This is a genomic window from Streptomyces sp. NPDC046900 (assembly GCF_040644975.1).
Taxonomy (GTDB): Bacteria; Actinomycetota; Actinomycetes; order Streptomycetales; family Streptomycetaceae; genus Streptomyces.
In genome coordinates this window covers 223,921-250,714 of the sequence record NZ_JBEYXD010000006.1, presented here as the reverse complement: position 1 = coordinate 250,714, position 26,794 = coordinate 223,921, and the positions used below count along the sequence as shown (strand labels likewise).

Here is a 26,794-nt window from a genome sequence, read left to right as displayed (position 1 = left end):
CGCCCCGCACGTGCGCGCGGGCTCAGGCGGTCTTCGGTGGTGCGGTGCTCTGCCGCACCACCAAGTGGGTCGCGAGCTCGATCCGCAGGGCGGACTTCACGGGGTCGTGGGGGCGCAGCAGCATCCGGGCCGCTTCCTCGGCCATCTGCCGCAGCGGCTGATGGACGGTGGTCAGCGCCGGGCTGGACCACTGGGCGAGCGGGACGTCGTCGTACCCGACGACCGACAGGTCCCCGGGCACACTGAGGCCCTTCAGACGCGCCGCCTCCAGGACACCGAGCGCCTGCAGGTCGCTGCCGGCGAAGACGGCGGTCGGCCGGTCCGGGCGGTCGAGCAGCTCCATGGCGTGCTCGAAGCCGCCCTGCACATGGAAGTCGCCGAAGCGCACACGGCTCGGGTCGACCTCGAGACCCGCCATCGTCATGGCGGACCGGTAGCCGTCGAGCCGCGCGAGGGAGCACATCATGTCCTCCGGGCCGGTGATGATGGCGACCCGCTCGTGCCTCTGGTCGGTGAGGTGACGGGTGGCGGCGAGGCCCCCGGCCCAGTTGGCCGAGCCGACGGACGGCACGTCCGGGTCGGGATCACCGGCCGGGTCCACGATGACGAACGGGATGGCCCGCGACCGCAGCTGCTTCTTCACCTTGTCCGGGAGGGCGGAGAAGACCAGGACCACCCCGAGCGGCCGGCGCCTGAGGACCCCTTCGATCCAGTCCGGCGCGGGGGCGTGCCGCGTGCCGCTCTCGGTGAGCACGACGCTCGCCTTGTTCTCCTTGGCGACGTTCTCCACCCCGCGAATGAGCTCCATGGCCCAGACGCTCTCCAGCTCGTGGAAGACGAGCTCGATGAGCGGTGCCTGGGGCGCGCCCTGAGCCCGGCGGCGGTAGCCGTGGAGGTCGAGGAGCTGTTCGACCCTGGTGCGGGTGGCCTCGGCGACATCGGAGCGACCGTTGAGAACTTTCGAAACCGTCGACAGCGACACGCCCGCCTGCTCGGCCACTGAGGCCAGCGTCACCCGGCCGTCCACCACCTCGTCGTCATCACGCATGTCGGAAGGATAGGCCACTGACCGCCGGTAACGGTTTGGTCGCGCGCATGCACGCCCGTTGACCACGCGGGGTGGCGCACCTACTGTCCGGGCAGCAGCGACTTTCGATGATGAGATCGAAACTTTCGAAAGGTAGACGATGAAGATACGAGTGCGGTTGCCCCGTCTGCTCGCCGGCGGTGTGACGCTCGCCCTGACGCTGAGCCTCTCGGCTTGCGGCAGCGGGACCGGCGGAGGGTCGTCGGACGACGGGAAGATCCACGTCCTCGTCTATGGAGACGCCAGCAACAAGGTCGAGAAGCAGATCGTCGCAACCTTCAACAAGACGTCGGACGTCAAGGCCGTGCTCGACACCATTCCGGGTGCCGACTACCAGCAGAAGCTGCAGACGATCATCAACACGCCGCAGGCGCCGGACATCTTCTTCAACTGGGGCGGCGGCAGCATCCAGCCGTTCGTCAAGGCCGATCTGCTCCTGCCGCTGGACGACTTCATCAAGGACGACCCGGCGCTGAAGTCCGACTTCCTGCCGTCGGTGTTCAACAGCGCCGTCGTGGACGGCAAGGCCTACGGCATCCCGATGCGCGGCACTCAGCCCGTCCTGCTGTTCAACAACAGCAAGGTGCTGGCCGACGCCGGAGTGCAGCCGCCCCAGACGTGGGACGAGCTGCTCAGCACCGTCAAGAAGCTCAAGGCCAATGGGGTCACCCCGATCGCTCTGGGCGGCGGCGACCAGTGGCCGACGCTGATGTGGTTCGAGTACGTCTACGACCGCGTCGCCGGGCCGGAGCTCTTCCAGAAGGCCCTCGGCGGTGACAAGAGCGCCTGGGAGAGCGCGGACAGCAAGAAGGCGCTGAGCATGCTCAAGCAGCTCGTCGACGCCGGCGCCTTCGGCACCAACTTCGACTCCGTGAAGTACACGAACGGCGCGTCGCCCGCGCTGGTGGCCAGGGGCAAGGCCGCCTTCGAGCTGATGGGCTCGTGGTACTACGCCCAGCAGCAGCAGGACGCGAAGGACTTCGCGGCCAAGGGCCTCGGATACACCACCTTCCCGACCATCACCGGCGGCAAGGGCGACCCGGCGGATGTCGTCGGCAACACCAACAACTTCTACTCGGTGCTGAAGAAGACGAAGCACCCGGAGGCAGCCGCGAAGTTCCTGAAGCTCATGTACTCCGACGAGTTCGTCAAGGCGCAGATGGGCATCGGCAACCTGCCCACCACCACCAACACCGAGAAGTTCCTCGACACCTCGGCCAGCCCCGCCTACTCGCACTTCCAGTACGACCTGGTGAAGAAGGCCCCCTCGTTCCAGCTTTCCTGGGACCAGGCCTACCCGCCGTCCGCCAACACGCCCATGCACCAGGCCGTGCAGCAGTTCTTCAACGGTCAGATCGACGCCGACGGCTTCATCAAGGCCATGCAGGCCCTCCCCACCGAGTGAAACGCTCATGACCACGGATATGACGAGCGCTCCTTCCGCCGTCGGGACCCGCAAGGCGGCCCGGCGGCGGACGGAGGGCTCCTACGTCGCCCACGTGGGGCGCCCGGGCTTCGGCTGGGCGCTCCCCGCCACCGCGTTCTTCGCGGTCTTCGCCATCGCCCCGCTGATCATGGTGGCGGTGCTGTCCTTCATGAGCTGGAACGGCCTCGGCTCGCCCCGGTTCGTCGGAATGGACAACTGGTCCCGGGTCCTGGACGACCCGGTCATGATCAAGAGCATCTGGCTGACCCTCCTGATCACCGTGCTCGGAGTGGTCATCCAGACGCCGCTGAGCATCCTGCTCGGCGTCTGGGCCGCGGGGCAGCAGCGCAACCGTGCGGTGCTGTCGGTGATCTACTTCATTCCGCTGCTGCTGTCCTCCACCGCGGTGTCGGTGCTGTGGCGGGCCCTGCTCGACCCGAACTTCGGCATCCCGGCCCAGGCCACCTGGCTGTTCGGTGACGGCAACCTGTTCGGCAAGCAGGCCAGCGCGATCGGTGTCCTCGCGTTCGTGAGCACCTGGCAGTTCACCCCGTTCCACACGCTGATCTACCAGGGCGCCGCCCGCGCGATCCCCCAAGTGCTGTACCAGGCGGCGGAGATCGACGGGGCGGGGCGCTACCGGAAGTTCTTCCACATCACGCTGCCGCAGCTGCGCAACTCGGTCGTCACCTCGACGATCCTGATGATCGTCGGCGGGCTGACCACGTTCGAGACGGTCCTCATCCTGACCCAGGGCGGACCGGGGTCGGACACCACGATCAGCGCCTACTACATGTACCAAAAGGCCTTCAAGAGCTTCGACTTCGGCGCCGGTGCCGCCATCGCCCTCGTCCTGGTCGTCGCCGCGACGGTCATCTCGCTGATCGTCGTCCGCGTGTCCGGCTACGACAAGATGCGCAGCTCCATGGAGGGTGTGTCATGAGGCGCCGCCCCAACTACCTGGCCGGCGTGGGTTCACTCGTCTGGCTCTTCCTGGTCGGCCTGCCGCTCTATGTGATGCTCGCGGCGACGGTGCAGCCCCAGTCCGAGTACTCCCAAAACGGTCCGCTGTCCTTCCCCCACAGCTTCACCTTCGACAACTACACGGGAGCCTTCGACTCGGGCTTCGGTCAGTACTTCCTGAACACCCTGATCGTCACCGCCTGTGTGATCGGCCTGGTGCTGCTGCTCGTTCCGCCGCTCGCCTTCGCGATCGTGCGCAGCCGCAGCAGGATCACCTCGCAGGTCTTCCGGCTGTTCCTGCTGGGCCTCGCCATTCCGGCACAGGCCGTGATCGTCCCGATGTTCTACCTGATCAGCCAGGCCGGTCTGTACGACAACCTGCTCGGCGTCATCCTGCCGACCGCCGCCTTCTGCCTGCCGATGTCGGCGCTCATCCTCAGCGGCGCCATGCGCGACATCTCCCCCGAGCTGTTCGAGGCCATGGCCATGGACGGCGCCACGCCCCGGAGGATGTTCTTCCAGCTGGTGCTCCCGCTCTCCGGGGGCGGGCTGTCCACGATCGTGGTGTTCTCCGCTCTCCAGGCGTGGAACGGCTTCCTGTTCCCCCTTGTTCTGACCCAGTCCGATTCCACCAAGCTGATCACCCTGGGTCTCTACAACTTCCAAACCGAACACGGCATCAACATCCCGGGACTGCTGGCAGCCGTGGTGCTGTCCATGGTGCCCGTCCTGCTCGTCTACCTGTTCGCCCGTCGTGCCCTGGTCCAGGGCCTCATGGGCGTCGGAGGAAAGTGATCGCCAACGTGGCAGTTGAGACCACCCCCGAAACACCCGTCTGGAACGACCCTGCTCACGACGTCCGCACCCGGGTGTCCGCACTGATCGCCGCGATGACCCTCGAGGAGAAGATCGCCCAGCTCTACGGTGTCTGGGTCGGCGCGTCCGACGAGGGCGGCGAAGTGGCCCCGCACCAGCACGAGATGGAGGAGGCCGTCGACCTCGAGGCCCTCCTGCCGACCGGCCTGGGCCAGCTGACCCGTCCCTTCGGCACCGCCCCCGTCGACCCGGCGCTCGGCGCGCTGTCCCTGCTGCGCACACAGGCGCGCATTGTCTCGGCGAACCGTTTCGGCATCCCGGCCGTCGCCCACGAGGAGTGCCTGGCCGGCTTCGCGACCTGGAAAGCCACCGCCTACCCCGTCCCGCTGTCCTGGGGTGCCACCTTCGACCCCGGCCTGATCCGCCGCATGGCCGCCGCGATCGGCCGGGACATGCGGTCCGTCGGCGTTCACCAGGGCCTCGCACCCGTTCTGGACGTGGTCCGCGACGCCCGCTGGGGCCGCGTGGAGGAGACCATCGGGGAGGACCCGTATCTCGTCGGCACCGTGGGCACCGCCTATGTGCAGGGACTGCAGTCCGCGGGTGTCATCGCCACGCTCAAGCACTTCGCCGGCTATTCGGCCTCCCGCGCGGGGCGCAACCTCGCCCCCGTCGGCATGGGCCCGCGGGAGCGCGCCGATGTGCTGCTGCCACCCTTCGAGATGGCCGTGCGCGAAGGCGGAGCCCGGTCCGTCATGCACGCCTACACCGACACCGACGGTATGCCCTCGGCGGCCGACGAGGAGCTGCTGACCGGACTGCTGCGCGAGACCTGGGGCTTCGACGGCACGGTCGTGGCCGACTACTTCGGCATCGCCTTCCTGCGGACCCTGCACGGGATCGCGGGTGACTGGGCGGAGGCCGCCGGCGCCGCGCTCGGTGCCGGTGTCGACATCGAACTGCCCACCGTCAAGACGTTCGGCGCACCGCTCGCCGAGGCCGTGACCGCCGGACGGGTGCCAGAGTCCCTCATCGACCGCGCGCTGCGCCGGGTGCTCGCCGAGAAGGCCCGGCTCGGTCTGCTCGACGCGGACTGGAGCCCGGTGCCGCCCGTGCTGGCCGGCGCCGAACTCGACCGCCCGGACGCGCTGCGCGGCACGGTCGACCTCGACACGGCGGAGAACCGGGAACTGGCGCGGGAGGTCGCCGAGCAGGCCGTGGTGCTGCTCGCCAACGACGGCACGCTGCCGCTGGCCCGGCCGCGCCGCATCCTGCTGGTCGGCCCCAACGCCGACGAACCGACCGCCGTGCTGGGCTGCTACTCCTTCCCGCTGCACGTCGGCGTCCATCACCCGCGGACCCCGGTGGGGATGAGCCTGCCCACCCTCCGGGAGGCGGTGGCACACGAGTTCCCCGAAGCGGACGTCACCGTGCTGCGCGGTACCGGTGTCGACGACGGCGACACCTCCGCGTTCGCCGAGACCGTACAGGCGGCGCAGGTGGCGGACGTCGTGATCGCTGCGCTGGGCGACCGTGCGGGACTTTTCGGCCGTGGCACCAGCGGCGAGGGCTGCGACGCGGACTCGCTGGCGCTGCCCGGAGCGCAGCAGCAACTGCTCGACGCGCTCCTGGACTCGGGCACCCCGGTGGTGACCGTGCTGCTGGCAGGGCGGCCGTACGCGCTCGGCCGCGCCGTGGACGAGGCGGCCGCGATCGTGCAGTCCTTCTTCCCGGGCGTCGAGGGGACCACCGCCCTCGCGGGAGTACTCAGTGGCCGCACCAACCCCAGCGGGCGGCTGCCCGTCAGCGTTCCGCGAGGGCTCGGTGCCCAGCCCACCACCTATCTCGGGGCGCGACTCGCCCAGGTGAGCGACGTGTCCAGCATCGACCCGACCCCGGCCTTCGGATTCGGGCACGGACTGTCGTACACGTCCTTCGCCTGGAGCGACCTCGCGGTGGACGTGAAGGAGACGGGCACCGACGGGGAGTTCTCCCTGTCCTTCACGGTGCGGAACACCGGGGAGCGGCACGGCGCCGAAGTCGTGCAGGTGTACCTGCACGACCACGTCGCCTCGGTCGTCCAGCCGGTGCAGCGCCTGATCGGCTACACCCGGGTACCGCTGGCCCCGGGCCGGGCACGGCGGGTGCGGATCACGGTTCCGGCCGAGCTCGCCTCCTTCACCGGCCGTGACGGGCGGCGCGTGGTCGAACCGGGGGACCTGGAGCTGCGCCTGGCCGTCTCCAGCACCGATCCGCGACTGACGGCGACGGTCACCCTGACCGGTCCGGAGCGGTACGTGGACCACACCCGGCGGTTCCACGCGGCCTTCGTCCAGGAACCCGAGCCGGCCGAGTGAGGCGGCGGCGGCTCGGACCGGACCGACCCGGTCCGAGCCGCCCGATCCGGCGCGGCGTCCGTCAGGAGACGATGTCCCGCGGTGCCCGCCCGGCCAGGAAGTCGGCCGCGTTCTGCACCGCCGCCACCGCGATCCGGACGAGGGTCTCCCGGGTGACCCCCGCGACGTGCGGGGACAGCACGACGTTCGGAGCCTTCAGCAGCCGCAGGGCCGCGGTGGGCGGTTCCGGGTCGAAGACGTCGATCCCCGCCCCGGCGAGCACACCGTTCTCCAGTGCGTCCGCGAGCGCGTCCTGGTCGATGAGGGCGCCCCGCGCCGTGTTGATCACGAACGCGGTGGGCTTCATCATCGCCAGGCGGTCGGCGTCGAGCAGATGCCGGGTCGCCTCGGTGAGCGGCGCGTGCAGCGTGACGTAGTCGGACGTGCGCAGCAGCTCGTCGAGTTCGACATGGCGGGCGCCGAGACGTGCCTCGGTCTCCGCCGCCACGGGCTCGGGGCCCGCGTACAGGATCGACATGTCGAAGGCGAGCGCGCGGCGCGCGACCTCCTCGCCGATATGGCCGAGTCCGACGATTCCGAGGGTCTTGCCGGAGAGTTCGGTGATGGACCGCTGCAGCCGCGGCAGCGCCCAGTCGGCGTCGACGAGCGCGGTGTGCGCCGGCACGAGCTGCTTGGCCAGGGCGAGCATGAGCGCGAAGGTCTGCTCGGCCACGTTCTGCTTCTCGGCACCGCTGGAGCCTATGTTGCAGACCGGCACGTTCCTGGCCCTGGCGGCGTCCAGGTCCACGTAGTCGAAGCCGTGGCTCGCGCACTGGATGAGCTCCAACTCCGGTGCGACGGCGATGTGCTGGGCGGTGACCGGGCCGAGCCCCGTCACGATGACATGCGCCGCCCGCAGCGCCGCCGGATCCTCGTCGGTCCGCTCCACCACGGTGACCTCGGCCTCCCCGGGAAAGACGGTGGCCAGCGCGGAGCCCGCAGCGCGCCCGCCGACGTGCGGCGAGACGACGGCCAGGACCTTCTTGACGTCGGTCATGCGGATTCCTCCATCAGGTCGGCGGGGCCGAGCGTGGCCGGACCGGCGTGTCCGGACAGGGCGAGGGTGAGGTCGAGTTCGGCGAGCAGACAGCGGACGACATGCTCGACGCCGGCCTGCCCGTCGAGCCCGAGCCCGTACGCGTACGGACGTCCCAGGAGCACCGCGCGCGCGCCCAGCGCCAGCGCCTTGAAGACGTCGTCGCCCGTGCGGATCCCGCTGTCGAACAGCACGGTGAGACGATCACCGGCCGCCTCCACCACCCGGGGCAGCGCGTCCGCGGCCGCCACGGAACCGGCCACCTGCCGGCCGCCGTGGTTGGAGACCACCACACCATCCATCCCCGCGTCCACGGCCCGGCGGGCGTCGTCCGGATGCAGGATGCCCTTCAGGACGATCGGACCGTCCCAGTTCTCCCGCAGGAACGCCAGGTCCGGCCAGGTCTTGCCGGGGTCCGCGAACATGCCGACGAAGTGCATCACGGCGGCGTTGGGGTCCTCGTGCACCGGCTTGGCCAGACCGGCCTGGAACGCCGGGTCGGTGAAGTAGTTGGCGGTGCCCACCCCGTGCAGGAACGGCAGATACGCCTGGTCGAGGTCCCGGGGCCGCCAGGCCAGCAGCGGTGTGTCGAGCGTGACGAACAGAGCCGTGAACCCGGAGGCCTTCGCCCGGGCGAGGAAACTGCGGGTGACCTCCCGGTCCTTGGCCCAGTAGAGCTGGAACCAGCGCTCACCGTCGCCGGACGCCTCGGCCACCTGCTCCATGGGCGTGCTGGAGGCGGAGGAGAGGATGAACGGCACACCCTGGGCCGCCGCGGCCCGCGCCGCCGCCGGCTCCGCGTCCGGATGCATGATCGACAGGACGCCGATCGGCGCCAGCGCCAGCGGAGCGGGCAGTCTGCTGCCCAGCACCTCGACCGACAGATCGCGCTCGTGCACGTCCCGCAGCATGCGCGGCACGATCCTGCGCCGCTCGAGCGCCGCCCGGTTGGCCCGGGTGGTGCTGCCGGTACCCGCGCTGCCCGCCACATAGCCGACCGGGCCGGGCCCGAGCCGCTGCTCGGTGAGCTCCTCCAGCCGGGTCAGATCGGTGGGCAGCCGCGGTACGGCGCCCGTCATGCCGTTCAGATAGATCTCGTACTGGAAGTCCGCCCAGTGCCTGGTCATCCGTACGTTCCGCCTCTCGTCCTTGAGACCGCGCTGTACAGCGACGATCCTTGCGACTGTGACAACACCCGTCCAGCGTGGTGCGCACCATGCACGGCTGGGATCATCACCCTGTGACAAACCATTCCGGCACACCCCGGAGCCGCGTCCGGGACGAGATCGCCGCCGATCCGAGGGTCGTGGACGCGGTCGTCGCCGCGGTCCACGGACAGGTGCCGGTGTACGCCGCACTCGACGACAGCAGGCTGCCAGAGGTACGGGCCATCGCCGCCTGGGGCGTGGACCGGCTGCTGCATCTCTGGGCCACCGGTGGTGCGCTCGAACCAGCCGATCTGCGCAGGTTCCGCGGCATCGCGGCGGCCCGCGCGGCGGACGGGCGGCCGGTGCAGGCGGTGCTGCGCGCCTACCGGGTGGCCGCGACGGTCCTCACCGACGAGGTCGCCGCCCGCGCCACCGGCCTCACCGCGGCGGACGGCCTGGCGCTCGCCCGGGTGCTGCTCACAGCCCTGGACACACTGTCGGAGGAGATGGCCACGGCCTACGCGGCGACCACCGAGGACCTCGCGGGGGACCGGGACCGGGCGCTGAGGCTGCTGCTCGACGACCTGATCGCCGGCCGGCACGCCTCGGAGGGCGCACTGTCGGACCGGTCGGCCCGTCTCGGCGTTCATCTCCCCGAGCCCTACTGCCTGCTGGTCGCCGAGCCGGCGGCCGGCGGCGCTCCGGACATGTCGTACGAGGCGGCCGCCGGACTGCTGGGCGCCCTCGGCGACTGCGGTGTGGCACTGTCGACGGTACGGGGCTCCCGCGCCGTCCTGCTGTTCCCCGCCGCGGCGGTGGGGCGGGTGCCGGCCGTCCTCGACGAGCGGGGCTGGCGCGGCTGCGCGATCACGGGGGAGGGTCTCGACCGGGTCGCGGTCGCGCACCGGCTCGCGGCCGACGCACTCGACACGGCGCCGCCCCACGCCCACCGTCCCGGCCGCCTCCTCACCGACGCCGACGCGCACGTACTGGCGCTGCTCGCCGGGCATTCCGCGGCCGCCCCGGAGCACATCGCCCGTCTCGTCCTCGGCCCGCTGACCGACCCCGAACAGCGCCATCTTCTCGAGGCTCTGACCGCCTACATCGACGCCGGATCGGCGACCGCCGCGGCCCGCGCGCTCCATCTGCATCCGCAGTCGCTGCGCTACCGACTGCGCCGTGTCCACGTCCTGACGTCACGGGATCCGCGCGATCCCTGGCAGCGACTCACCCTGGACATCGCCCGCACGGTCGGATCGTGACCCGGCGTCACGGCCTACGTCGGTACGCCGAACTCAGTCGCCCAGCGCCAGCCGGAGGCCGAACGCGCCGATGACCGTACCGGTGATCCCGTCCAGCAGCCGCCGGGTCGAGGTGCGCCGCAGCCGGTCGCGCAGCATGTGTGCGCAGGCGATCAGTACGGAGGACCAGAGCGCTCCCAGCAGGACGTGGGTGCCCGCCAGCAGTACGCCCATGGCGAGATGCGAGGCGCCGGCCGGGATGAACTGCGGCAGAACGGCGACGTAGAAGGCCCCCACCTTGGGGTTGAGCAGGTTGGTCACCGAGCCCTGACGCCAGCCGCCGAACACCGTGTCCGGGGCGCCGGATCGTGGCCGGTCCGCCTCGTCGTCCGCCGTCTCGTCGGCGCGGTGCCGCGTGGACCAGAGCAGTCGGCCGCCCATCCACAGCAGGTAGGCGGCGCCGACCCAGCGCAGCACGGCGTAAGCCAGGTGAGAGGTCGTCAACAGGGCGGTCACTCCCAGGGATGTGAGGACGCCCCAGGCCAGGGTCCCGGTCTGAATGCCGAGGACCACCCCCCAGGCGCGGCGGCGGTGGCCCAGCGCCGCGGTACGCAGTACCAGCGCGGTGTCCAGTCCCGGGGTCAGGGTGAGCAAGCCGACGATCAGGGCGAAGCCCCACAGGGCGGAGAGGTCGATCACCGGGCGAGCGTAGGGGAGTCAGGCTCGCGAAATCCAGAATTCTGCCCGATATCGGGCAGGAGTGGTGTGGTTCCGTCGTGGTCGTGTGCCCGACCGGTGACCGGGGCGACCGGCCGGGCACGACCACCTATGGGTACCGCACGGGATCGCCGACGCGGGCCACTGCCCGGACCGGGGCCCCGTCCGAGCCGGGAAGGTGCAGCGGGAACAGGTACACCTCCACCTGTCGGCCGGCCAGTTGGGCGGCGAGGACGCGGTCGAGGCCGGTGAGGTTCTCGGCGATCACGCCGCCCGCGCCGCACAGCACGCGATGTGCGGGCAGGTCCGGATCGCCGGACGGATCCACGCTCAGCGCGTCCACCCCGACCGTGCGGACGCTCGCGTCGACGATCGCCTGTGCCGACTCGGGCGTCAGCCAGGGGTGGTCCGCATAGGCGTCGGTTCCCCAGGAGGCGGACCAGCCGGTTGCCAGCAGCAGGATCGCGCCCGGCTGGAGCCGCAGCAGATTGAGCGCGGGCGCGAGGAGCTCCGGCGTGATCGGTGCCCTGGCCGACAGGCCCCGTATGTCCGCCACCACCGCCGGGCCGGCGAACCGGTCCAGCGGCAGCGCGTCCAGGGCCGTCCACGCCGAGTTCACGTGGTACGGCGCGTCCACATGTGTGCCCGACTGCGAACCCATGTGCAGGCTCAGGACGTTGACGCCGTCCGTGGCCACCCGCAACGCCCGCTTCACCTCGACCTGCGGGTCGCCGGGATACACGGGCATCCCGGTGACCACGGGCACCGACAGGTCGAGCCAGGAGTCCATCAGCCACCCTCGACGACGAGCGCCGGAGCCGTCTGTTCCGGCGTGCCCGGCCCGGTGATCGCCGGCACCGGTGCCTCGACGGTACGGGCCAGCCGCGCGCCCTGCGGCCCGTACACCGCACGGGGTTCGGGGAAGAGCCGCAACAGCGCCAGGAAGAGGATCGCCGCTACGGCCAGGGACAGCGGCAGGCTGATGTCGACGCCGTTCGCCAGGTCGCCGAGCGGCCCGACGAACTGGCCCGGGATGTTGGTGAACAGCACGCCGATCACCGCGGAGACCCACCAGGCGGTCATACCGCGCCAGTTCCAGCCGTGCGAGAACCAGTAGCGGCCGCCGCGCTGGCGGCGGTTGAAGACCTGAAGCGCGTCCGGGTCGTACCAGCCGCGCCGGGTGTAGAAGCCGAGCATCATCACGACCATCCACGGAGTGGTACAGGTGATGATCATCGTGGCAAAAGTGGAGATCGACTGCACCAGGTTCAGCCCGAAACGGCCGATGAAAATGAACGCGATCGACAGCACGCCGACCACCAGCGTCGCCTGCACCCTCGAGAGCCGCGGGAACACCGACGAGAAGTCCAGCCCGGTCCCGTACAGCGATGTGGTGCCCGTCGACATGCCTCCGATCAGCGCGAGCAGGCAGACCGGCAGGAAGAACCACGTCGGCGAGATGGCGAGCAGCCCGCCGACGAAGTCGGGCGCCGACGGGTCGACGTACTTGGGTGCCCGCTGGGCGATGATGCTCGCGGTCGCAAGACCGAACACGAACGGCAGCAGCGTCGCGATCTGCGACAGGAACGCGGCACCGATCACCTTGCGGCGCGGGGTACCGGCGGGGATGTAGCGCGACCAGTCGCCGAGGAAGGCGCCGAAGGACACCGGGTTGGACAGCACGATCAGCGCGGCGCCGATGAACGACGGCCAGAACAGCGCCTTCGTCGCGGGATCGGCCGAGGCGGTGAACGTACCGGCGTACGACGGGTCGAAGTCGCCGGCGAAGGCGATCGCCCCGAGCAGGAACAGTACGGTCGCCGAGGTCACCGCGATCTTGTTGACGAACAGCATGAACCGGAAGCCGTACACGCACACCGCGAGGACCAGACCCGCGAACAGTGCGTAGGCGATGACGTACGACAGATTGCCGCGCTCGAGGCCGAACAGTCGGTGTGCGCCGCCGACCAGGGCGTCGCCCGAGCTCCATACCGAGATGGAGAAGAACGCCACGGCCGTGAGCAGGGAGAGGAACGAGCCGACCACACGGCCGTGCACACCGAGGTGGGCGGAGGAGGAGACCGCGTTGTTCGTGCCGTTGACCGGGCCGAACACCGCCATCGGACAGAGGATCAGCGCCCCCGCGACCACGCCGAGGAGCGTTGCCGCGAGCCCCTGCCAGAAGGACAGGCCGAACAGGATGGGGAAGGCGCCCAGAACGCAGGTGGAGAAGGTGTTGGCGCCGCCGAAGGCGACCCGGAACAGGTCCAGCGGGGTCGCGGTGCGGTCCGCGTCGGGGATGCGCTCGACGCCGTGGGTCTCGACCTCGGTGAGGGAGGGCGGCGCGGCGGCGGGGGAGGTGGGGTTCTGGGACAACGGGGCTCCTGCGGGGAAAGTGCGGCGGAGCGCGTTCGTGGCGCGAGAGGACGGACGGCGCCGGGCGACCGCGGGGTGGGCGGTGCGAGGTGAGGCCGTTCGTACGGGGTCTGCCGACGCTATGTCCGCACGTCCGGGACACACCAGAGGACGCTCCGTCCATTTTTCGCGCGCGTGATGGACGATTCCTCCACTGCGACGTGGACGGCGCGAGGGTCGGACGCGGCGGCCTTTCAGCTGGTGGCGTACCTGCTCGATGGGAAACTTGACATTGGGGCGCTCAAGTTTTATTCAGGCATTAGAGGCAGCTCGTGGGTCGGAGTGAAAGGCCGTCCCAGTGATCAGGCCCGGAAGGCGGCCAGGCGGGTACTCGCTTGTACGAGACGCTCCGCGACGAGAACGACGACGAGCACGAAGTGGAGGGAGAGTCCCCATGGCACGTCCGGTCGGAATCGACCTCGGCACCACGAACTCAGTGGTCTCGGTCCTCGAGGGCGGCGAGCCCACGGTCATCACCAACACCGAAGGAGCCCGGACCACACCGTCGGTCGTGGCCTTCGCCAAGAACGGCGAGGTGCTCGTCGGCGAGGTCGCCAAGCGGCAGGCGGTGACCAACGTCGAGCGCACCGCGCGCTCGGTCAAGCGCCACATGGGCGACCAGTCCTGGCGCTTCCCGGACAGCGGCACGATCGACGGCAAGAAGTACACCGCGCAGGAGATCTCCGCGCGCGTGCTGCAGAAGCTGAAGCGGGACGCGGAGGCGTACCTCGGCGAGGACGTCACCGACGCCGTGATCACCGTGCCCGCCTACTTCGACGACTCCCAGCGGCAGGCCACCAAGGAGGCCGGTGAGATCGCGGGCCTCAACGTCCTGCGGATCATCAACGAGCCGACCGCCGCCGCCCTGGCGTACGGCCTGGACAAGGAGAACGACCAGACGGTCCTGGTCTTCGACCTTGGTGGCGGCACCTTCGACGTGTCGCTGCTGGAGATGGGCGAGGGTGTCATCGAGGTCAAGGCCACCAACGGCGACACGCATCTGGGCGGCGACGACTGGGACCAGCGGGTCGTCGACCACCTGGTCCAGCAGTTCAAGAACGCGTACGGCGTCGACCTGTCGAAGGACAAGATGGCCGTGCAACGACTGCGCGAGGCCTCGGAACGGGCCAAGATCGAGCTGTCGAGCTCGTCCGAGACGACCATCAACCTGCCCTACATCACGGCCTCGTCCGAGGGCCCGCTGCACCTGGACGAGAAGCTCACTCGCGCCCAGTTCCAGCAGCTGACGGCCGACCTGCTCGAGCGTACGAAGGAGCCGTTCCGCCAGGCGATCAAGGACGCCGGCATCAAGGTGTCCAGCATCGACCACGTCATCCTCGTCGGTGGTTCGACCCGGATGCCTGCGGTGACGGACCTGGTCCGGGAGCTGACCGGCAAGGAGCCCCACAAGGGCGTCAACCCGGACGAGGTGGTGGCCGTCGGCGCCTCCCTCCAGGCCGGTGTCCTCAAGGGCGAGGTCAAGGACGTCCTGCTGCTCGACGTGACCCCGCTGTCCCTCGGTATCGAGACCAAGGGCGGCATCATGACCAAGCTCATCGAGCGCAACACCACGATCCCGACCAAGCGGTCCGAGATCTTCACCACGGCTGAGGACAACCAGCCGTCCGTGCAGATCCAGGTCTTCCAGGGCGAGCGCGAGATCGCGGCGTACAACAAGAAGCTCGGCATGTTCGAGCTGACAGGTCTGCCCCCGGCGCCCCGTGGCATCCCGCAGATCGAGGTGTCCTTCGACATCGACGCCAACGGCATCATGCACGTCGCGGCGAAGGACCTCGGCACCGGCAAGGAACAGAAGATGACGGTCACCGGCGGTTCCGCGCTGCCGAAGAACGACATCGACCGCATGGTGCGGGAGGCCGAGCAGCACGCGGAGGAGGACCGCAAGCGGCGCGAGGCCGCCGAGAGCCGCAACCAGGCCGAACAACTCGTGTACCAGACCGAGAAGCTCATCAGGGAGAACGGGGACAGGATTCCCGCCGACGCCCGGAGCGAGACGGAGAGCGCCATCGCCGAACTGAAGGAGGCCCTCAAGGGCGAGGACGGCGCGGAGATCCGGCGGACCATGGACAAGGCCGCCGCCGCTGCACAGAAGATCGGCAGCGCCCTGTACGAGCAGGCGCGACCCGAGGGCGGCACAGCGGCCGAACAGGGCACGGCGGGCGGCGGCCGGGCCGACGACGATGTCGTGGACGCCGAGATCGTGGACGACGACAACACCTCGCAGGCGGGCTGACCATGAACCCGAGCGGGCCGCAGAGCGCGGAGTTGCGGCGTCTTCTGGACGAGCGCACTGCCGACCTGCAACGGGTGAAGGCCGAGTACGACAACTACCGCAAGCAGGTGCGACGCGACCGCATGGCGGTGCGGGAGATCGCCACGGAGAACGTGTTGCGGGCGCTGCTGCCCGTGCTGGACGCCGTCGAGGGCGCCCGGCGGCAGGAAGCCTTGACGCCGGGTCTGAAGGCCGTCGCCGACGTCCTTCAGGCTCAGCTGGGCTCTCTGGGCCTGGAGGCGTTCGGGGAGGAGGGCGAGGCCTTCGATCCCGAGTGGCACGAGGCCGTGACGCATGTCGTCTCCCCGGAAGCCGAAGGCCTCACCTGCACCGAGATCCTGGCCTCCGGCTACCGGGTGGGCGGCCGGCTGCTGCGCGCCGCCCGCGTGGCCGTCACCGGCCCGCCCCCGTCCCGCACGGCCGGGACCGCGCACGAGATGGCGGGAGGCCGGGGCGGCCACGCCTCACGGTGACCGGCAGCAGTCGTCGGGGCCGTGACGGGCTCACTGCCCCTCGGCCGTGCTGTCCTCGGCCTCGGTGCCGTCGGGTTGCCGGTTCTCGCCGATGTCCGTTCCCTGGCCCTCCCCGCTGTCCGGTCCCTGGGCCCGGACCCGCTGCACATGCTCCAGCGACTCCCGCAGCTCCGTGAGCCAGTCGTCGGTGTGCTTCTGCACGAGGCGCACACACCACGCGAGGGCGTCGCTGCGGCTGCGCGCCACGCCGCCCGCGATGAGCGTGTCCAGAACCTGACGCTCGGGCTGGCGCAGCCGCGTCATCACGGGCGCCGCGACATGGGTGAACAGCGCCCGCTCGCCGCCGCACTCCACGCCCCAGGAAACCTTCTTGCGGAACCGGTGCTCCGCCTCGCGCGCCACCTCGACGCGGTCCTCGCGGGTGCGCTCGCGGAACTCCTGGATCCGGGCCCGGACGGCCGCGTCCCGCTCGGCGGGGGATGCCTGGGCAGCGAGCCGCGGCTCCGGGATACGGCCGACGACGGTGATCTCCTCGCGGTCGACGGTGACCTCGACCAGCTTCTCGAACAGGTCGTCGGGCAGACGGCCGGCGAACCAGCCGCGCAGTTGTTCTCGTTGCTCCGTCGTAATCATGTAATGACGATTACTCCGGTCTGGCACAAAAGCAAGAGCGGGCGGGGTGCGTTTGCCAGGAGCTGAAGACAGCGCTTGCTGCGGCGGGGAAGCGGAATGTTTCAGGCCGATTGCAGAGCCGTGGCAATCCGGCCAGCGGGCTGCCGTCGACGGCCCGCGGCCCCATGGTTGCGGGGCCCGTTCGTTCGAATTCCGTGACTTCACGCCACTGCTTCAACACTAAAAGTTACTGAAACGAGGGGGGTCGATGTGAGATTCCCGTGAGGACTCGGCAGACTCCGGCACGCCGAACCGGCACCCGTCCCGGCCGGCTCCGGAGCCCCGTGCGACCGGAGTGTGCCGTGACTCCACACGAGCGGAAGGATGCACACAATGCCGAACACCGCGCGCTGGGCAGCGACCCTCACCCTGACGGCCACCGCCGTCTGCGCCCCCCTCACCGGGTCCGCCGTCGCCGCCCCGAACGCCCCTGCCTCCCTGTACGCCCCCTCGGCGCTCGTCCTGACCACGGGTCACGGCGAGAGCGCCACTCTCGCCACACCCCAGCGTGCCGTCACGCTGAGCTGTGCCCCGAGCCCCTCCGGCAGCCACCCGGACAGCGTCGACGCCTGCGCCGAACTCAGCGCGGCCGGCGGGGACTTCGATGCGTTGTCGATCAGGGACGGCGCCTTGTGTACCAAGCAGTACGACCCAGTGGTGGTCACCGTGCAGGGCGTCTGGCAGGGCAAGCGCGTCGACTACGAACGCACCTTCGCCAACGAGTGCGTGAAGAGGTCCTACGGGACTGCCCTCTTCGCGTTCTGAGGACGCGGGTCGCGGGGTTGCCGCGAACGTCTGAACAGAGCTTGTAACTGGGGAGTGCAAGCCCTGACGCGGTGAACCACACGATCTCGCAGCGGGACCGGCCGGACGGAGTGGGGCCGTCCGGCCGGCTCCCGAATGAGGTATCCGGACCCGCGCCCCACCGCGCGGCACCCCGAGTCGTATACGGCGGATCCGTCGCCCCGGCCGAAGAGCCGGGGCACGGTCATGTCCGGGCGCCGCCGTGTACGTCCCTGCCGGAGACCGGGCCTCGGCCGAGGTCAGCGGGTACCCGGCCACGGGTCGGGGAGGGGAGTGGCCCTTACGATGGGGCCGGCGACGAGGCGTCGGCGCCGACTCCGGGAGACCCGATGGCAAGAGGTGAGATGGACATCCGCCGAGCGTTCGCCTGCACCGCCCTGCCGAGCACGGCTGCGGTCCGCGAACTGCGCCGCGCCCACGGCGATCCGCGTACCCGCGCCCAGGACGACTGACCGGACCCGTACCGCGCCGACCCGCCGAAGAGACTTTCACCGCTGCCCGAGACAGAAAGCAGGACATGTCCGCCACGCCCTCGTGCCTCCCGACCGCCCCCGAGCTCCCGAGCGGACCGGTGGACATCCGGCTGGTCGTCACCGACATGGACGGCACCCTGCTCGACAGCACCGGAGGGATACCCGGGGGACTCTGGCCGCTCCTTACGGAACTGCGTCGCCGCGGAGTGCTGTTCAGCCCCGCCAGCGGCCGCCAGTACGCCACGCTGGCCCGGCAGTTCGCCGAGGCGGCCGACGGCATGGTCTTCGTCGCCGAGAACGGCACCTATGTGGTGCGCGACGGCGTGGAGCTCAGCTCCGATCCCCTGGACGCCGCTGTGGCCGCCCGCATCGTCGGGACCACGAGGCGGCTCGCGGCCGACGGAGTGGACGTCGGGGCGGTCCTGTGCGGCAAGAAGTCCGCCTACGTCGAGCGGAGCGACGAGGCCTTCGTTGCCGAGGCGAGTAAGTACTACACCCTGCTGCGCACGGTGGAGGACCTCACCACCGTGGACGACCAGTTCCTCAAGGTGGCCCTCTACGACTTCGGGCCCGTGGAGAGGACGACCGCTCCCGCGCTGGCGCCGTTCACGTCGACCCACCAGGTCGTCGTCTCGGGCGAGCACTGGGTCGACGTCATGAACCCCACCGCGAACAAGGGTGCCGCCCTGCGCATGCTCCAGCGGGAACTGGGCATCACACCCGCCCAGACAGTGGTGTTCGGGGACTATCTGAACGACCTCGAGATGCTCGACGCGGCCGACTGGTCCTTCGCCATGACCAACGCCCACCCGGACGTACTGCGTCGGGCCCGCTACATGGCGCCGTCCAACACGGAGCTTGGTGTCCTGCGCACCATCGCCCGTCTGCTGCACCTGCCCACGAGCTGAGTCAGGCCGGCCCGCGGCGCCTCATACTTCCGGGCGGCGGCGGATGCGGGCGGCCAGGACGGCCACGTCGTCCTCCGCGTGGCCGGCGTCGAGGTGCTCCAGGACGTCGGCGAGGGACTCCTCCACGCTCGCGCCCGGCCGCAGCCGCAGCCCGGCGAGCCGGGCCAAGGAGACGTCGATGTCCTCCTCACGCCGCTCGACGAGACCGTCGGTGAACAGCAGCAGCATGTCCCCGGGCGCGAGCGTCCGGGTGGTGAGCTCGTAGCCGCCGATCCCCGTTCCGAGCGGTGGCCCGACGGGTACGTCCAGCAGCTCCCCGGTGCCGTCCGCGCTGAAGAGGGCCGGCGGCAGATGCCCGGCACTGGTCAGTGACGCCGTGCCGCGCGCCGGGTCCACCTGGACGAGCAGACAGGTGGCCGGACGGCGGCTGCCGTCCTCGGCGACCGCAGCGTCCAGCCGCCGCAGTACGCGATGCGGGGGCAGGTCGGTGGAGGCGATGTAGCGCAGCATCGACCGGTAGGCGTTCATGTCCACCGCCGCGTCCAGCCCGTGCCCCATGACGTCGCCCAGCACCAGCAGGGTCCGCCCGAAGTGCAGCCGTACCGTCTCGAACCAGTCCCCGCCCACCAGCGTTCCGCCGCCCGCGGGCAGATACCGCGTGGCCAGATCCAGGTTGGGATGGGGCCGCCCGGGCTCGGACAGCAGAGCCCGCTGCAGCCGGAACACCGTGCCGCGCATGGACGTGTACCGGCGCGCGTGCCCCAGGTGCACGGCCGCCAGCCGGGCCGCGAAGCCTGCGACGGCGATGTCCCGGTCCGAGAACGGCGGGTCGTTGCGCACGGCCAGCAGCGCCCCGTACTGCTGCCCCTGCCCCACCAGTGGAACAGCCACGGCCTGGCGCGCCCCACATCCCGAGAGGTCCATCGGCGAGTCGGTGACCGGACGCCTTTCGTCCAGCGCCCTCATCGACAGCGGACGAGCGCCTTCTACGCCCCACGCCTCCAGCAGCTCGGTCCGGCCGGCCGTCGCCATCCGCTCCAGACCCGGGTCGTCGGGGGGCGGCGAGCAGGGGGCGTTCTCGGGCAGCAGGTCCACCGCGGCCGCGTCGCACACCCGGCCGCACACATAGCCGGCGAGCTCCTCGCAGGTGACCCGTTCGTCGAGCGTCGTGCCGATCGACTCCAGGGCGTCGTCGACGCCGTACGGGGGGTCTGCAGTGTGCTCACCGCCCACAGCGCACCTCCGCGACAACACCTCTCCGAGTCCATCCACGCACGTGGCGGACCGGCCCGCACCCCGCGCGGCACCGGCCGCTCAGAGATCATTCACCAGCACGGCCGCCCCGTCGAATCGCCCTGCCTTCAGGTCCTGCAGGGCGCGCTGGGCCTCGGACAGTGGATACGGGTGCGTCGTCGCCCGCACACCGTACCTGGCCGCGAGTTCCAGGAACTCCCGGCCGTCCTGGCGGGTGTTCGACGTGACGCTGCGCAGCTCCTTCTCGTAGAACAGCTCGCTCTCGTAGTGCAGCACCGGGACGTCGGTCAGATGGATGCCCGCGAGCGCCAGCACTCCGCCGCGGTCGAGCGCCCGCAGCGCCACCGGTACGAGATCACCGACCGGCGCGAACAGGATCGCACCGTCGAGCGGCTCCGGGGGCACGTCCTGGGCGCCGGCCGCCGACGCGCACCCGAGGCCGAGGGCGAGCCGCCGGGAGGCCTCGTCCCGGGTCAGGACGTGCACGGTCGCACCCTGCGCCAGGGCGACCTGGGCGCACAGGTGCGCGCTGCCGCCGAACCCGTACAGTCCGAGGCGCCCGCCCTCCGGCAGCGACGTCCGCAGCAGCGCCCGGTAACCGATGATGCCCGCGCACAGGAGCGGAGCGAGGGCGACGTCGTCCACGCCCGCGGGCAACCGGTAGGCGAAGGCGGCCGGCACGGTCGTGTACTCGGCGTATCCGCCGTCGGCGGTCCAGCCGGTGTACTCGGAGTCCGGGCACAGGTTCTCCGACCCCCTTCGGCAGTACTTGCAGGTGCCGTCCGTACGGCGGAGCCACGCCGCCCCCACCCGGTCGCCGACGGCCCAGCCGCCGGCCTCCGCCCCGAGCGCGGCCACCTCGCCCACCACCTCGTGCCCGGGAGTCACCCCGGGTCGCCGTACCGGCAGGTCGCCCTCGGTCACGTGCAGATCCGTACGGCACACGCCGCAGGCCCGCACGTGCACGAGCAGCTCGTCGGCGGCCGGCACCGGAACCGGCCGCTCCACGAACCGCAGCGGCTTCCGTTCGACGGGGCCCGGCCGGTCCACCACCCATGCGCGCATCGTTTGTGCCCCATCCCGTCCAAGACCGTCCTCGTTCCAGTGTCGGGCGGGACCGCCGTCCGGCGCGCGGCGCGGCCCGGGCGTGGCTGGCGTGAGGAGCGGAAACCAGCCGTCGAGCGGGAAGGCCGGCGTCATGGCGGTACAACCCGAGGGCACGCCCTGCTGGGCCGACGCCATGTTCAGCGATTTCCAAGGGGCCAAGAACTTCTGCGGTGACGTCCTCGGCTGGACGTTCGGCGAGGCCACGTCCGAGTACGGCAACTACAAGCAGGCCTACGCCGACGGCAAGGCGGTCGCCGCCGTGGTGCCGCCCATGCCCGGGCAGGAGGGCCAGTCCGCCTGGTGCCTGTACCTCGCCTCTCCCGACGCCGCCGCGACCGCACGGAACATCCGCGACAACGGTGGCGAGGTGCTGATGGAGCCGATGCAGGTCGGGGACTTCGGCACCATGGCCCTGGCCCTGGCCCGCGACCCGAGCGGTGCCGTCTTCGGTGTCTGGCAGGCCGGCACCCACGAGGGCTTCGAGGCGACCGCCGTGCCCGGTGCCTACTGCTGGGCCGAGGTGTTCACCCGCGAGCCGGAGAAGTCGGACGCGTTCTTCCCGGCCGTCTTCCCCTATCGCGCCAAGCGGATCGAGGACGAGGCGATCGACTTCATCGTCTTCGAACTCGACGGCGGTCCGGTGCTCGGCCGGATGAAGATGACGGAGGACTTCCCGCCCGAGGTCCCGTCGTACGTCAATGTGTACTTCACCGTCGAGAACTGCGATGCGGCCGTCGAGCGGGCCACGAAGAACGGAGCGGTCCTGCGGTTCGGCCCGATGGACAGCCCCTTCGGCCGCTTCGCCGCGCTGACCGACCCCCAGGGCGCCGACTTCTCGGTCATCGACGTCACCACGACGCAGGGCAGGATGCCGGACATGAGCGAGGTCTCCTGAGGACCGCTCCTCCTCGGCCGGGCGGCTTTCGGCCCCGGACCGGAGCGGTCCTCGGAGCGTGGCATGATCGGGGACATGCCTGAACGTGTTGTGGCCGCCTGCGACGGGGCTTCGAAAGGAAACCCCGGACCTGCCGGATGGGCCTGGGTCGTCGCCGAGAAGGACGAGATCCCGAGCCGCTGGGAGGCCGGCCCGCTGGGCAGGGCGACCAACAACGTCGCGGAACTCACCGCGCTCGAGCGGCTGTTGACGGCGGTCGACCCGCAGGTCGCGCTGGAGATCCGTATGGACTCCCAGTACGCGATGAAGGCCGTCACGACCTGGTTGCCGGGCTGGAAGCGCAACGGCTGGAAGACCGCCGCCGGCAAGCCCGTGGCCAACCAGGACCTGGTCATGCGCATCGACGCGCTGCTCGACGGCCGTGAGGTCGAGTTCCGCTACGTCCCCGCCCACCAGGTGGGCGGGGACCCCCTCAACGACTTCGCGGACCGCGCCGCCAGCCAGGCGGCCAGTGTCCAGGAACCGGCGGGCAGCGAGTACGGCTCCGTGGAGCCCCCGCCGTCATCGGAACCGGGCGCCGCCTCCGGGCCGGCCCGGCGCTCCGCACCCGCGAAGAAGCGCTCCTCCAGCCGCACCATCAAGGCGAAGTTCCCCGGCCGCTGCCTCTGCGGCCGCCCCTACGCGGCGGGCGAGCCCATCGCCAAGAACGCACAGGGCTGGGGCCACCCGGAGTGCCGCACGGCAGGCGAGGACTGACGACCGGAGCCGCCCCAAGGGGTTCGGTCACGGCCGTCGCCGCCCACCCGCCGCCGCTCCGTCAGCTCACGCGTGCGACCTCGTCGCCGCACCAGGTGTCTGCCTTTCGGGGGACGCCGCCTCGGCCGGCCGCCCGCACGCGTGTCCGCCCCGCCGCGCGGCCGTTGAACGAGCATGACGAACCAGAACAGCCGGCTGCCCCGGGAATTGCGAGAGCTCATCGAGTCGGGCCCCATGGCCCATCTGAGCACCATCAACCCGGACGGAAGCCCGCAGGTGACCGTGATCTGGATCGGGCTGGACGGCGACGACGTCGTCAGCGGTCATATGGCGCGGCACGTGAAGCTGCGCAACATCGAGCGGGACCCGCGGGTGGTGCTGTCCTTCGACGGGCCGCGGGTGCCCGGCGCCTTCCTGAACGAGTACGCCGTGCTGCGGGCACGGGCCGCCGTGGAGCCGAGCGACGCCACCTGGGACCTGCTCGACCGCCTGGCCAAGGTGTATGTCTCCCCGGACTCGGAATTCCCGGCGCCGAAGGGCCCCGGCTACATCGTGCGCTACTCCGTCGAGCGCATCGGCGGCGTCGGACCCTGGGCACCGGCCCCGCACTGAGCGCCGGCACGCACCACGGAGTCAGTCCGTGTCGAACGTGTAGTGCGCCGTGTGGTCCAGCAGGTCCACCGGGCGTACGTCGTTCCACGGCTTCATGGTCTCCCTGAGGTCGACCACGTCCGGGGTTCCGCTCAGCGGCAGATACCCGGAGCCGGCGTGGCGGCGCTGCCACTCGGCCCACAGTTTGTCGACGAAGGCGTGGTGCAGCCAGAAGACCGGGTCGTTGGGGGAGACCCCGGTGGCCATCTGCCCGCCCACCCACACATGGACGCGGTTGTGCAGGTTGACGCCGCGCCACCCCTCCAGATGGTTGCGGAAGCCGTCCGAGGCGCTGTTCCAGGGGGCCATGTCGTAGGTGGCCATGGCGAGCACCGAGTCGACCTCGGCCCGGGTCGGCAGGTCGCGGGTACCGCTGCCGAGCGCGCGCCGGAGATAGGTGCGGCCGTCCACGCGCACATTGACCGGCCAGCTGCCGGTGGCCGCGGCGAAGGGTCCGTCCATCACCCGGCCGTCGAGGCCGCGTCCGGTGCCGCCGAGGAAGTCCGGTGCCCACAGCGAGGAACGCGGCGATCTGTCGCTCGTCCAGTCCCAGTAGGGCAGCGCGACCGAAGCGTCCACCGACTGCAGTGCCTGCTCGAACTCGAGCAGGAATCTGCGGTGCCACGGAAGGAACGAGGGCGAGCGGTGCCCCGTCCGCTCACCGCTGTCGGTGTCGCCCATGATGAAGGCGTTGTGGGTCGTGACGAAGGCGTCATAGCGGCCGGTGCGCTTGAGCTCCACGAACGCGGCGACCAGCCGCCGCTTCTCGTCGGCCGTGAGGTTCGCCTGGTTCTTGCGTACGGTCATGTGCGGGAGACTCCGGGAATCCTGTGCGTGGACGGTCAGTTGAACGGAACGAGCGGGGCGCCCTGCAGCTCAACGACGGCGGCGCGAGCGGCAGCGCGGGGGCTCGGCACGGGGGCGTAGTGGCTGACGACGCTGATCCAGCTTCCGTCCGCGTTGCGCATCACATGCAGCTCGACCCCGTCGATGAACACGCCGTACCCGGAGCCGTGGTGGTGGCTGCCCATCGCCGGGCGGCCCTGTATCCGGCGCCCCAGGTACACCTCGTCGAAGGCCTCGGGGCCGCCGTGGTCGTGGCCGGCGACGGCTGCGGGGGACGGGTGCGCGGGGGCGGAGGCCGAGGCGGCCTGAGCCGTGAGGCCGCCGGTCGCGGCGACGGCGGCACCGGCGGTGAGGGCGCGGCGGCGGGTCAGTCGGGGCATACGAAGTCCTCCTGAGGAGCGGGGGGTTGACGACGTGTCCTGCCTATCCGCCGACCGGACGGGCCGGGAAATCGCGGGAAACCGGTTGGCTGCGATCAGGACAATTGCCCACATGCTGTGCAAGGTTGAACCAATATGATCTTGCCGTTGAGGTGCGCCGCGGATCGCTCGGAAGGGGAAATTCCGCCTCTGTCGCGGGGGTGCCGAGGCGGTTCTTTCGCAGCGAGCGGCGCACGGGTGACGGCGCTCACGTCCGCGATGTGACGTGAACTGCCGCATGGGGCCCCGGAGCAGGACGACGGCGACCGGGTGGTCCGGGTGCGGGTGACGGTTGGTGGCCGGGGGGTCAGGGCGGGGGCGGTGCGAGCCAGGCGAAGTTGACGGCGGCGGGTGCGGTCCAGGTCGGGGCCCGGTGGGAGCCGCTGGGTGAATGGCTATTCACCGGATAAGGTGAATAGCCATTCACCTCGATTTTCCAGCACAGCGCGGAGAGCCATGCCCCCGATACCCGCCCCCTCCGACCGATCTCCCGCCCTCCGCGAACCGGGCGGAGCGACGGGAGTGCGCGGTCGGTTGACCGTTCCGGTGCTGGCCTTCGGCGGCATTCTCATGGCCGTCATGCAGACGGTCGTCGTCCCCCTGCTGCCCGACCTGCCGCGGCTCACCGGCGCATCGGCGGGCACGGTCTCCTGGATGGTGACCGCCACCCTGCTGTCCGGTGCCGTGCTCACCCCGGTCCTCGGGCGCGCGGGCGACATGTACGGCAAGCGGCGCGTACTGGTGACCGCCCTCGGGCTGATGACGGTGGGCTCCGTGCTGTGCGCGCTCTCCTCCGACATCGGGGTGCTCATCACAGCGCGAGCGCTGCAGGGCGCGGCGGCCGCGGTCGTCCCGCTCTCCATCAGCATCCTGCGCGACGAACTGCCGCCCGCTCGTACCGGATCCGCAGTGGCGCTCATGAGTTCCACCGTCGGCATCGGCGCGGCGCTCGGACTGCCGCTGGCCGCGCTCGTCATCCAGTACGTGAACTGGCACGCGATGTTCTGGGTGACCAGCGGTCTCGGGGCCGTCGGCCTCGTCCTCGCCTGGTGGGCGGTGCCCGAGTCACCGGTGCGCGCCCCCGGGCGGTTCGACGTGCTCGGCGCACTGGGTCTCGCCGCCGGGCTCTGCTGTCTGCTGCTGGCGGTGTCGGAGGGCGGCCAGTGGGGCTGGGACGGTCCCCGCATCGTGGCTCTGTTCGCGGCCAGCGTCCTGATCCTGGCGACATGGTCCCTGCAGCAGTTGCGCGCCGAGCGGCCTCTCGTCGATCTGCGGCTGGCGTCCCGCCCGCGGGTCGCGCTGCCCCACCTCACGGCCCTTCTCGTCGGGTTCGGCTTCTACGCCAACTCCCTGGTGACGGCACAACTCGTGCAGGCCCCGAAGGCCACCGGCTACGGTCTCGGGCTGTCCATCGTCGGAAGCGGCCTGTGTCTGCTCCCCGGCGGTGTGATCATGCTGCTCCTCTCGCCGCTCTCGGCCCGGATCTCCACGGCCCGTGGTCCGCGGATCACGCTCGCCCTGGGCGCGGCCGTGCTCGCGTGCGGCTACGCCGTACGGATCGCGGACAGCCGGGACCTATGGATGATCATCGTGGGCGCGTCGATCGTGGCGACCGGCACGACGCTCGCCTATTCGGCGCTGCCCACGCTGATCCTGCGCGCCGTGCCCGCGGATCAGACCGCCTCCGCGAACGGGGTCAACGTCCTGATGCGCACCATCGGCCAGGCCACCTGCAGTGCCGCCGTGGCCGCCGTACTGGTCCACCACACGGAACCCGTCGCGGGGACCCCGGTGCCCACGCTGCACGGCTATCTGCTGGCGTTCGCGATGGCGGGTACGGTCGCCCTGGTGGCCTGCGCCGCCGCCCTCACCATTCCCGGCGGGAGTTCCGCCCGCGGTATCCGCCGGCCCCGGCGGCAGGCCGCGCCGGCCCATGACGAGGCACTGGAAGGAGCGTGAGCGCCGTGAGCCCCACACGCGCCACCGCTCGGCCGGGCC

Annotated in this window: 25 protein-coding genes; 14 read left to right on the top strand and 11 right to left on the bottom strand. The window is 70.7% G+C overall.

Features of this window, described 5'->3' with window-relative positions; translation table 11 throughout:
- Positions 1–22 precede the first annotated feature (22 nt).
- Positions 23–1,048, bottom strand: a complete 1,026-nt coding sequence (locus ABZ904_RS09475) for a LacI family DNA-binding transcriptional regulator (RefSeq protein WP_361822213.1) — start codon at positions 1,046–1,048, stop codon at positions 23–25.
- Positions 1,049–1,187: 139 nt separating this feature from the next.
- On the opposite strand from ABZ904_RS09475, the gene ABZ904_RS09470 reads away from it, so the two are divergent.
- Genes ABZ904_RS09470 through ABZ904_RS09455 form a run of 4 tightly spaced genes read left to right on the top strand, consistent with a single transcriptional unit; the run spans position 1,188 to position 6,649 of the window.
- Positions 1,188–2,492: an extracellular solute-binding protein gene (locus ABZ904_RS09470; RefSeq protein WP_360999313.1), complete on the top strand. Its 1,305-nt coding sequence runs from the start codon at positions 1,188–1,190 to the stop codon at positions 2,490–2,492.
- Between the two features lie 7 nt (positions 2,493–2,499).
- Positions 2,500–3,456 (top strand): sugar ABC transporter permease, encoded by a 957-nt coding sequence (locus tag ABZ904_RS09465; RefSeq protein ID WP_359400886.1) that lies wholly within the window; start codon positions 2,500–2,502, stop codon positions 3,454–3,456.
- The gene (locus ABZ904_RS09460; RefSeq protein ID WP_360999316.1) at positions 3,453–4,271 is read left to right on the top strand and encodes a carbohydrate ABC transporter permease; all 819 of its coding nucleotides are present in this window, start codon (positions 3,453–3,455) and stop codon (positions 4,269–4,271) included. Before ABZ904_RS09465 ends, ABZ904_RS09460 begins: the two co-directional genes overlap by 4 nt.
- Positions 4,268–6,649: a glycoside hydrolase family 3 N-terminal domain-containing protein gene (locus ABZ904_RS09455; RefSeq protein WP_359400880.1), complete on the top strand. Its 2,382-nt coding sequence runs from the start codon at positions 4,268–4,270 to the stop codon at positions 6,647–6,649. Before ABZ904_RS09460 ends, ABZ904_RS09455 begins: the two co-directional genes overlap by 4 nt.
- Before the next feature lie 61 nt (positions 6,650–6,710).
- Here ABZ904_RS09455 and ABZ904_RS09450 read toward each other — a convergent pair whose 3' ends face one another.
- Entirely contained in the window at positions 6,711–7,685 is a 975-nt protein-coding gene (locus ABZ904_RS09450; RefSeq protein ID WP_359400877.1) for a 2-hydroxyacid dehydrogenase, read from the bottom strand.
- Positions 7,682–8,851, bottom strand: a complete 1,170-nt coding sequence (locus tag ABZ904_RS09445) for a lactate 2-monooxygenase (RefSeq protein WP_359400874.1) — start codon at positions 8,849–8,851, stop codon at positions 7,682–7,684. The genes ABZ904_RS09450 and ABZ904_RS09445 overlap by 4 nt, the downstream gene beginning before the upstream one ends.
- A 113-nt stretch (positions 8,852–8,964) precedes the next feature.
- Between ABZ904_RS09445 and ABZ904_RS09440 the strand changes: the two genes are divergently transcribed.
- Positions 8,965–10,134, top strand: coding sequence for a helix-turn-helix domain-containing protein (locus ABZ904_RS09440; protein WP_359400871.1), 1,170 nt, complete (start codon positions 8,965–8,967; stop codon positions 10,132–10,134).
- Between the two features lie 33 nt (positions 10,135–10,167).
- On the opposite strand, the gene ABZ904_RS09435 is transcribed toward ABZ904_RS09440, so the two are convergent.
- The 3 genes from ABZ904_RS09435 to ABZ904_RS09425 form a co-directional block, all read right to left on the bottom strand.
- Complete coding sequence (locus ABZ904_RS09435) at positions 10,168–10,812, bottom strand: LysE family translocator (protein ID WP_359400868.1); 645 nt, start codon at positions 10,810–10,812, stop codon at positions 10,168–10,170.
- A 127-nt stretch (positions 10,813–10,939) separates the two neighbouring features.
- A complete protein-coding gene (locus tag ABZ904_RS09430; protein WP_361822205.1) occupies positions 10,940–11,620 on the bottom strand; it encodes a cyclase family protein in 681 nt (226 codons plus the stop codon).
- Positions 11,620–13,206, bottom strand: coding sequence for a cytosine permease (locus ABZ904_RS09425; protein ID WP_359400862.1), 1,587 nt, complete (start codon positions 13,204–13,206; stop codon positions 11,620–11,622). The genes ABZ904_RS09430 and ABZ904_RS09425 overlap by 1 nt, the downstream gene beginning before the upstream one ends.
- Positions 13,207–13,639: 433 nt before the next feature.
- Between ABZ904_RS09425 and dnaK the strand changes: the two genes are divergently transcribed.
- Both dnaK and grpE read left to right on the top strand, forming a co-directional pair.
- The gene (dnaK, locus tag ABZ904_RS09420) at positions 13,640–15,499 is read left to right on the top strand and encodes a molecular chaperone DnaK (protein WP_359400858.1); all 1,860 of its coding nucleotides are present in this window, start codon (positions 13,640–13,642) and stop codon (positions 15,497–15,499) included.
- Between the two features lie 2 nt (positions 15,500–15,501).
- Positions 15,502–16,011: a nucleotide exchange factor GrpE gene (gene grpE, locus ABZ904_RS09415; protein ID WP_359400855.1), complete on the top strand. Its 510-nt coding sequence runs from the start codon at positions 15,502–15,504 to the stop codon at positions 16,009–16,011.
- A 30-nt stretch (positions 16,012–16,041) separates the two neighbouring features.
- Here the strand turns inward: grpE and ABZ904_RS09410 are convergent, their stop codons facing one another.
- Entirely contained in the window at positions 16,042–16,644 is a 603-nt protein-coding gene (locus tag ABZ904_RS09410; protein ID WP_359400852.1) for a hypothetical protein, read from the bottom strand.
- Between the two features lie 372 nt (positions 16,645–17,016).
- Here ABZ904_RS09410 and ABZ904_RS09405 point away from each other — a divergent pair, with 372 nt between their 5' ends.
- From ABZ904_RS09405 to ABZ904_RS09395, 3 genes are all read left to right on the top strand, one after another.
- Positions 17,017–17,448, top strand: coding sequence for a protease inhibitor (locus tag ABZ904_RS09405; protein WP_359400850.1), 432 nt, complete (start codon positions 17,017–17,019; stop codon positions 17,446–17,448).
- Positions 17,449–17,816: 368 nt separating this feature from the next.
- Entirely contained in the window at positions 17,817–17,939 is a 123-nt protein-coding gene (locus ABZ904_RS09400) for a hypothetical protein (RefSeq protein ID WP_359400847.1), read from the top strand.
- 65 nt (positions 17,940–18,004) lie between these two features.
- Complete coding sequence (locus tag ABZ904_RS09395) at positions 18,005–18,868, top strand: Cof-type HAD-IIB family hydrolase (protein ID WP_360999327.1); 864 nt, start codon at positions 18,005–18,007, stop codon at positions 18,866–18,868.
- 21 nt (positions 18,869–18,889) lie between these two features.
- On the opposite strand, the gene ABZ904_RS09390 is transcribed toward ABZ904_RS09395, so the two are convergent.
- Positions 18,890–20,101: a GAF domain-containing SpoIIE family protein phosphatase gene (locus ABZ904_RS09390; RefSeq protein ID WP_360999329.1), complete on the bottom strand. Its 1,212-nt coding sequence runs from the start codon at positions 20,099–20,101 to the stop codon at positions 18,890–18,892.
- Positions 20,102–20,182: 81 nt separating this feature from the next.
- On the bottom strand, positions 20,183–21,187 hold the full coding sequence (locus ABZ904_RS09385) for a zinc-binding alcohol dehydrogenase family protein (protein ID WP_361822199.1): 1,005 nt from the start codon (positions 21,185–21,187) through the stop codon (positions 20,183–20,185).
- A gap of 133 nt (positions 21,188–21,320) precedes the next feature.
- Between ABZ904_RS09385 and ABZ904_RS09380 the strand changes: the two genes are divergently transcribed.
- The 3 genes from ABZ904_RS09380 (at position 21,321) to ABZ904_RS09370 (ending at position 23,492) form a co-directional block, all read left to right on the top strand.
- Positions 21,321–22,124 (top strand): VOC family protein, encoded by an 804-nt coding sequence (locus ABZ904_RS09380; protein ID WP_361822196.1) that lies wholly within the window; start codon positions 21,321–21,323, stop codon positions 22,122–22,124.
- A gap of 63 nt (positions 22,125–22,187) precedes the next feature.
- Positions 22,188–22,880 carry a ribonuclease H gene (locus tag ABZ904_RS09375; protein ID WP_359400832.1) on the top strand — a complete coding sequence of 231 codons (693 nt, stop codon included), beginning with the start codon at positions 22,188–22,190 and terminating at the stop codon, positions 22,878–22,880.
- Positions 22,881–23,054: 174 nt separating this feature from the next.
- Positions 23,055–23,492, top strand: a complete 438-nt coding sequence (locus tag ABZ904_RS09370; protein WP_360999336.1) for a PPOX class F420-dependent oxidoreductase — start codon at positions 23,055–23,057, stop codon at positions 23,490–23,492.
- 21 nt (positions 23,493–23,513) lie between these two features.
- Here the strand turns inward: ABZ904_RS09370 and ABZ904_RS09365 are convergent, their stop codons facing one another.
- Positions 23,514–24,338, bottom strand: a complete 825-nt coding sequence (locus ABZ904_RS09365; protein ID WP_360999338.1) for a tyrosinase family protein — start codon at positions 24,336–24,338, stop codon at positions 23,514–23,516.
- A gap of 35 nt (positions 24,339–24,373) precedes the next feature.
- Positions 24,374–24,757: a tyrosinase cofactor gene (locus ABZ904_RS09360; RefSeq protein WP_359400823.1), complete on the bottom strand. Its 384-nt coding sequence runs from the start codon at positions 24,755–24,757 to the stop codon at positions 24,374–24,376.
- A 495-nt stretch (positions 24,758–25,252) separates the two neighbouring features.
- On the opposite strand from ABZ904_RS09360, the gene ABZ904_RS09355 reads away from it, so the two are divergent.
- Positions 25,253–26,755, top strand: coding sequence for an MFS transporter (locus ABZ904_RS09355; protein WP_359400820.1), 1,503 nt, complete (start codon positions 25,253–25,255; stop codon positions 26,753–26,755).
- The last annotated feature ends 39 nt before the right edge of the window (positions 26,756–26,794 follow it).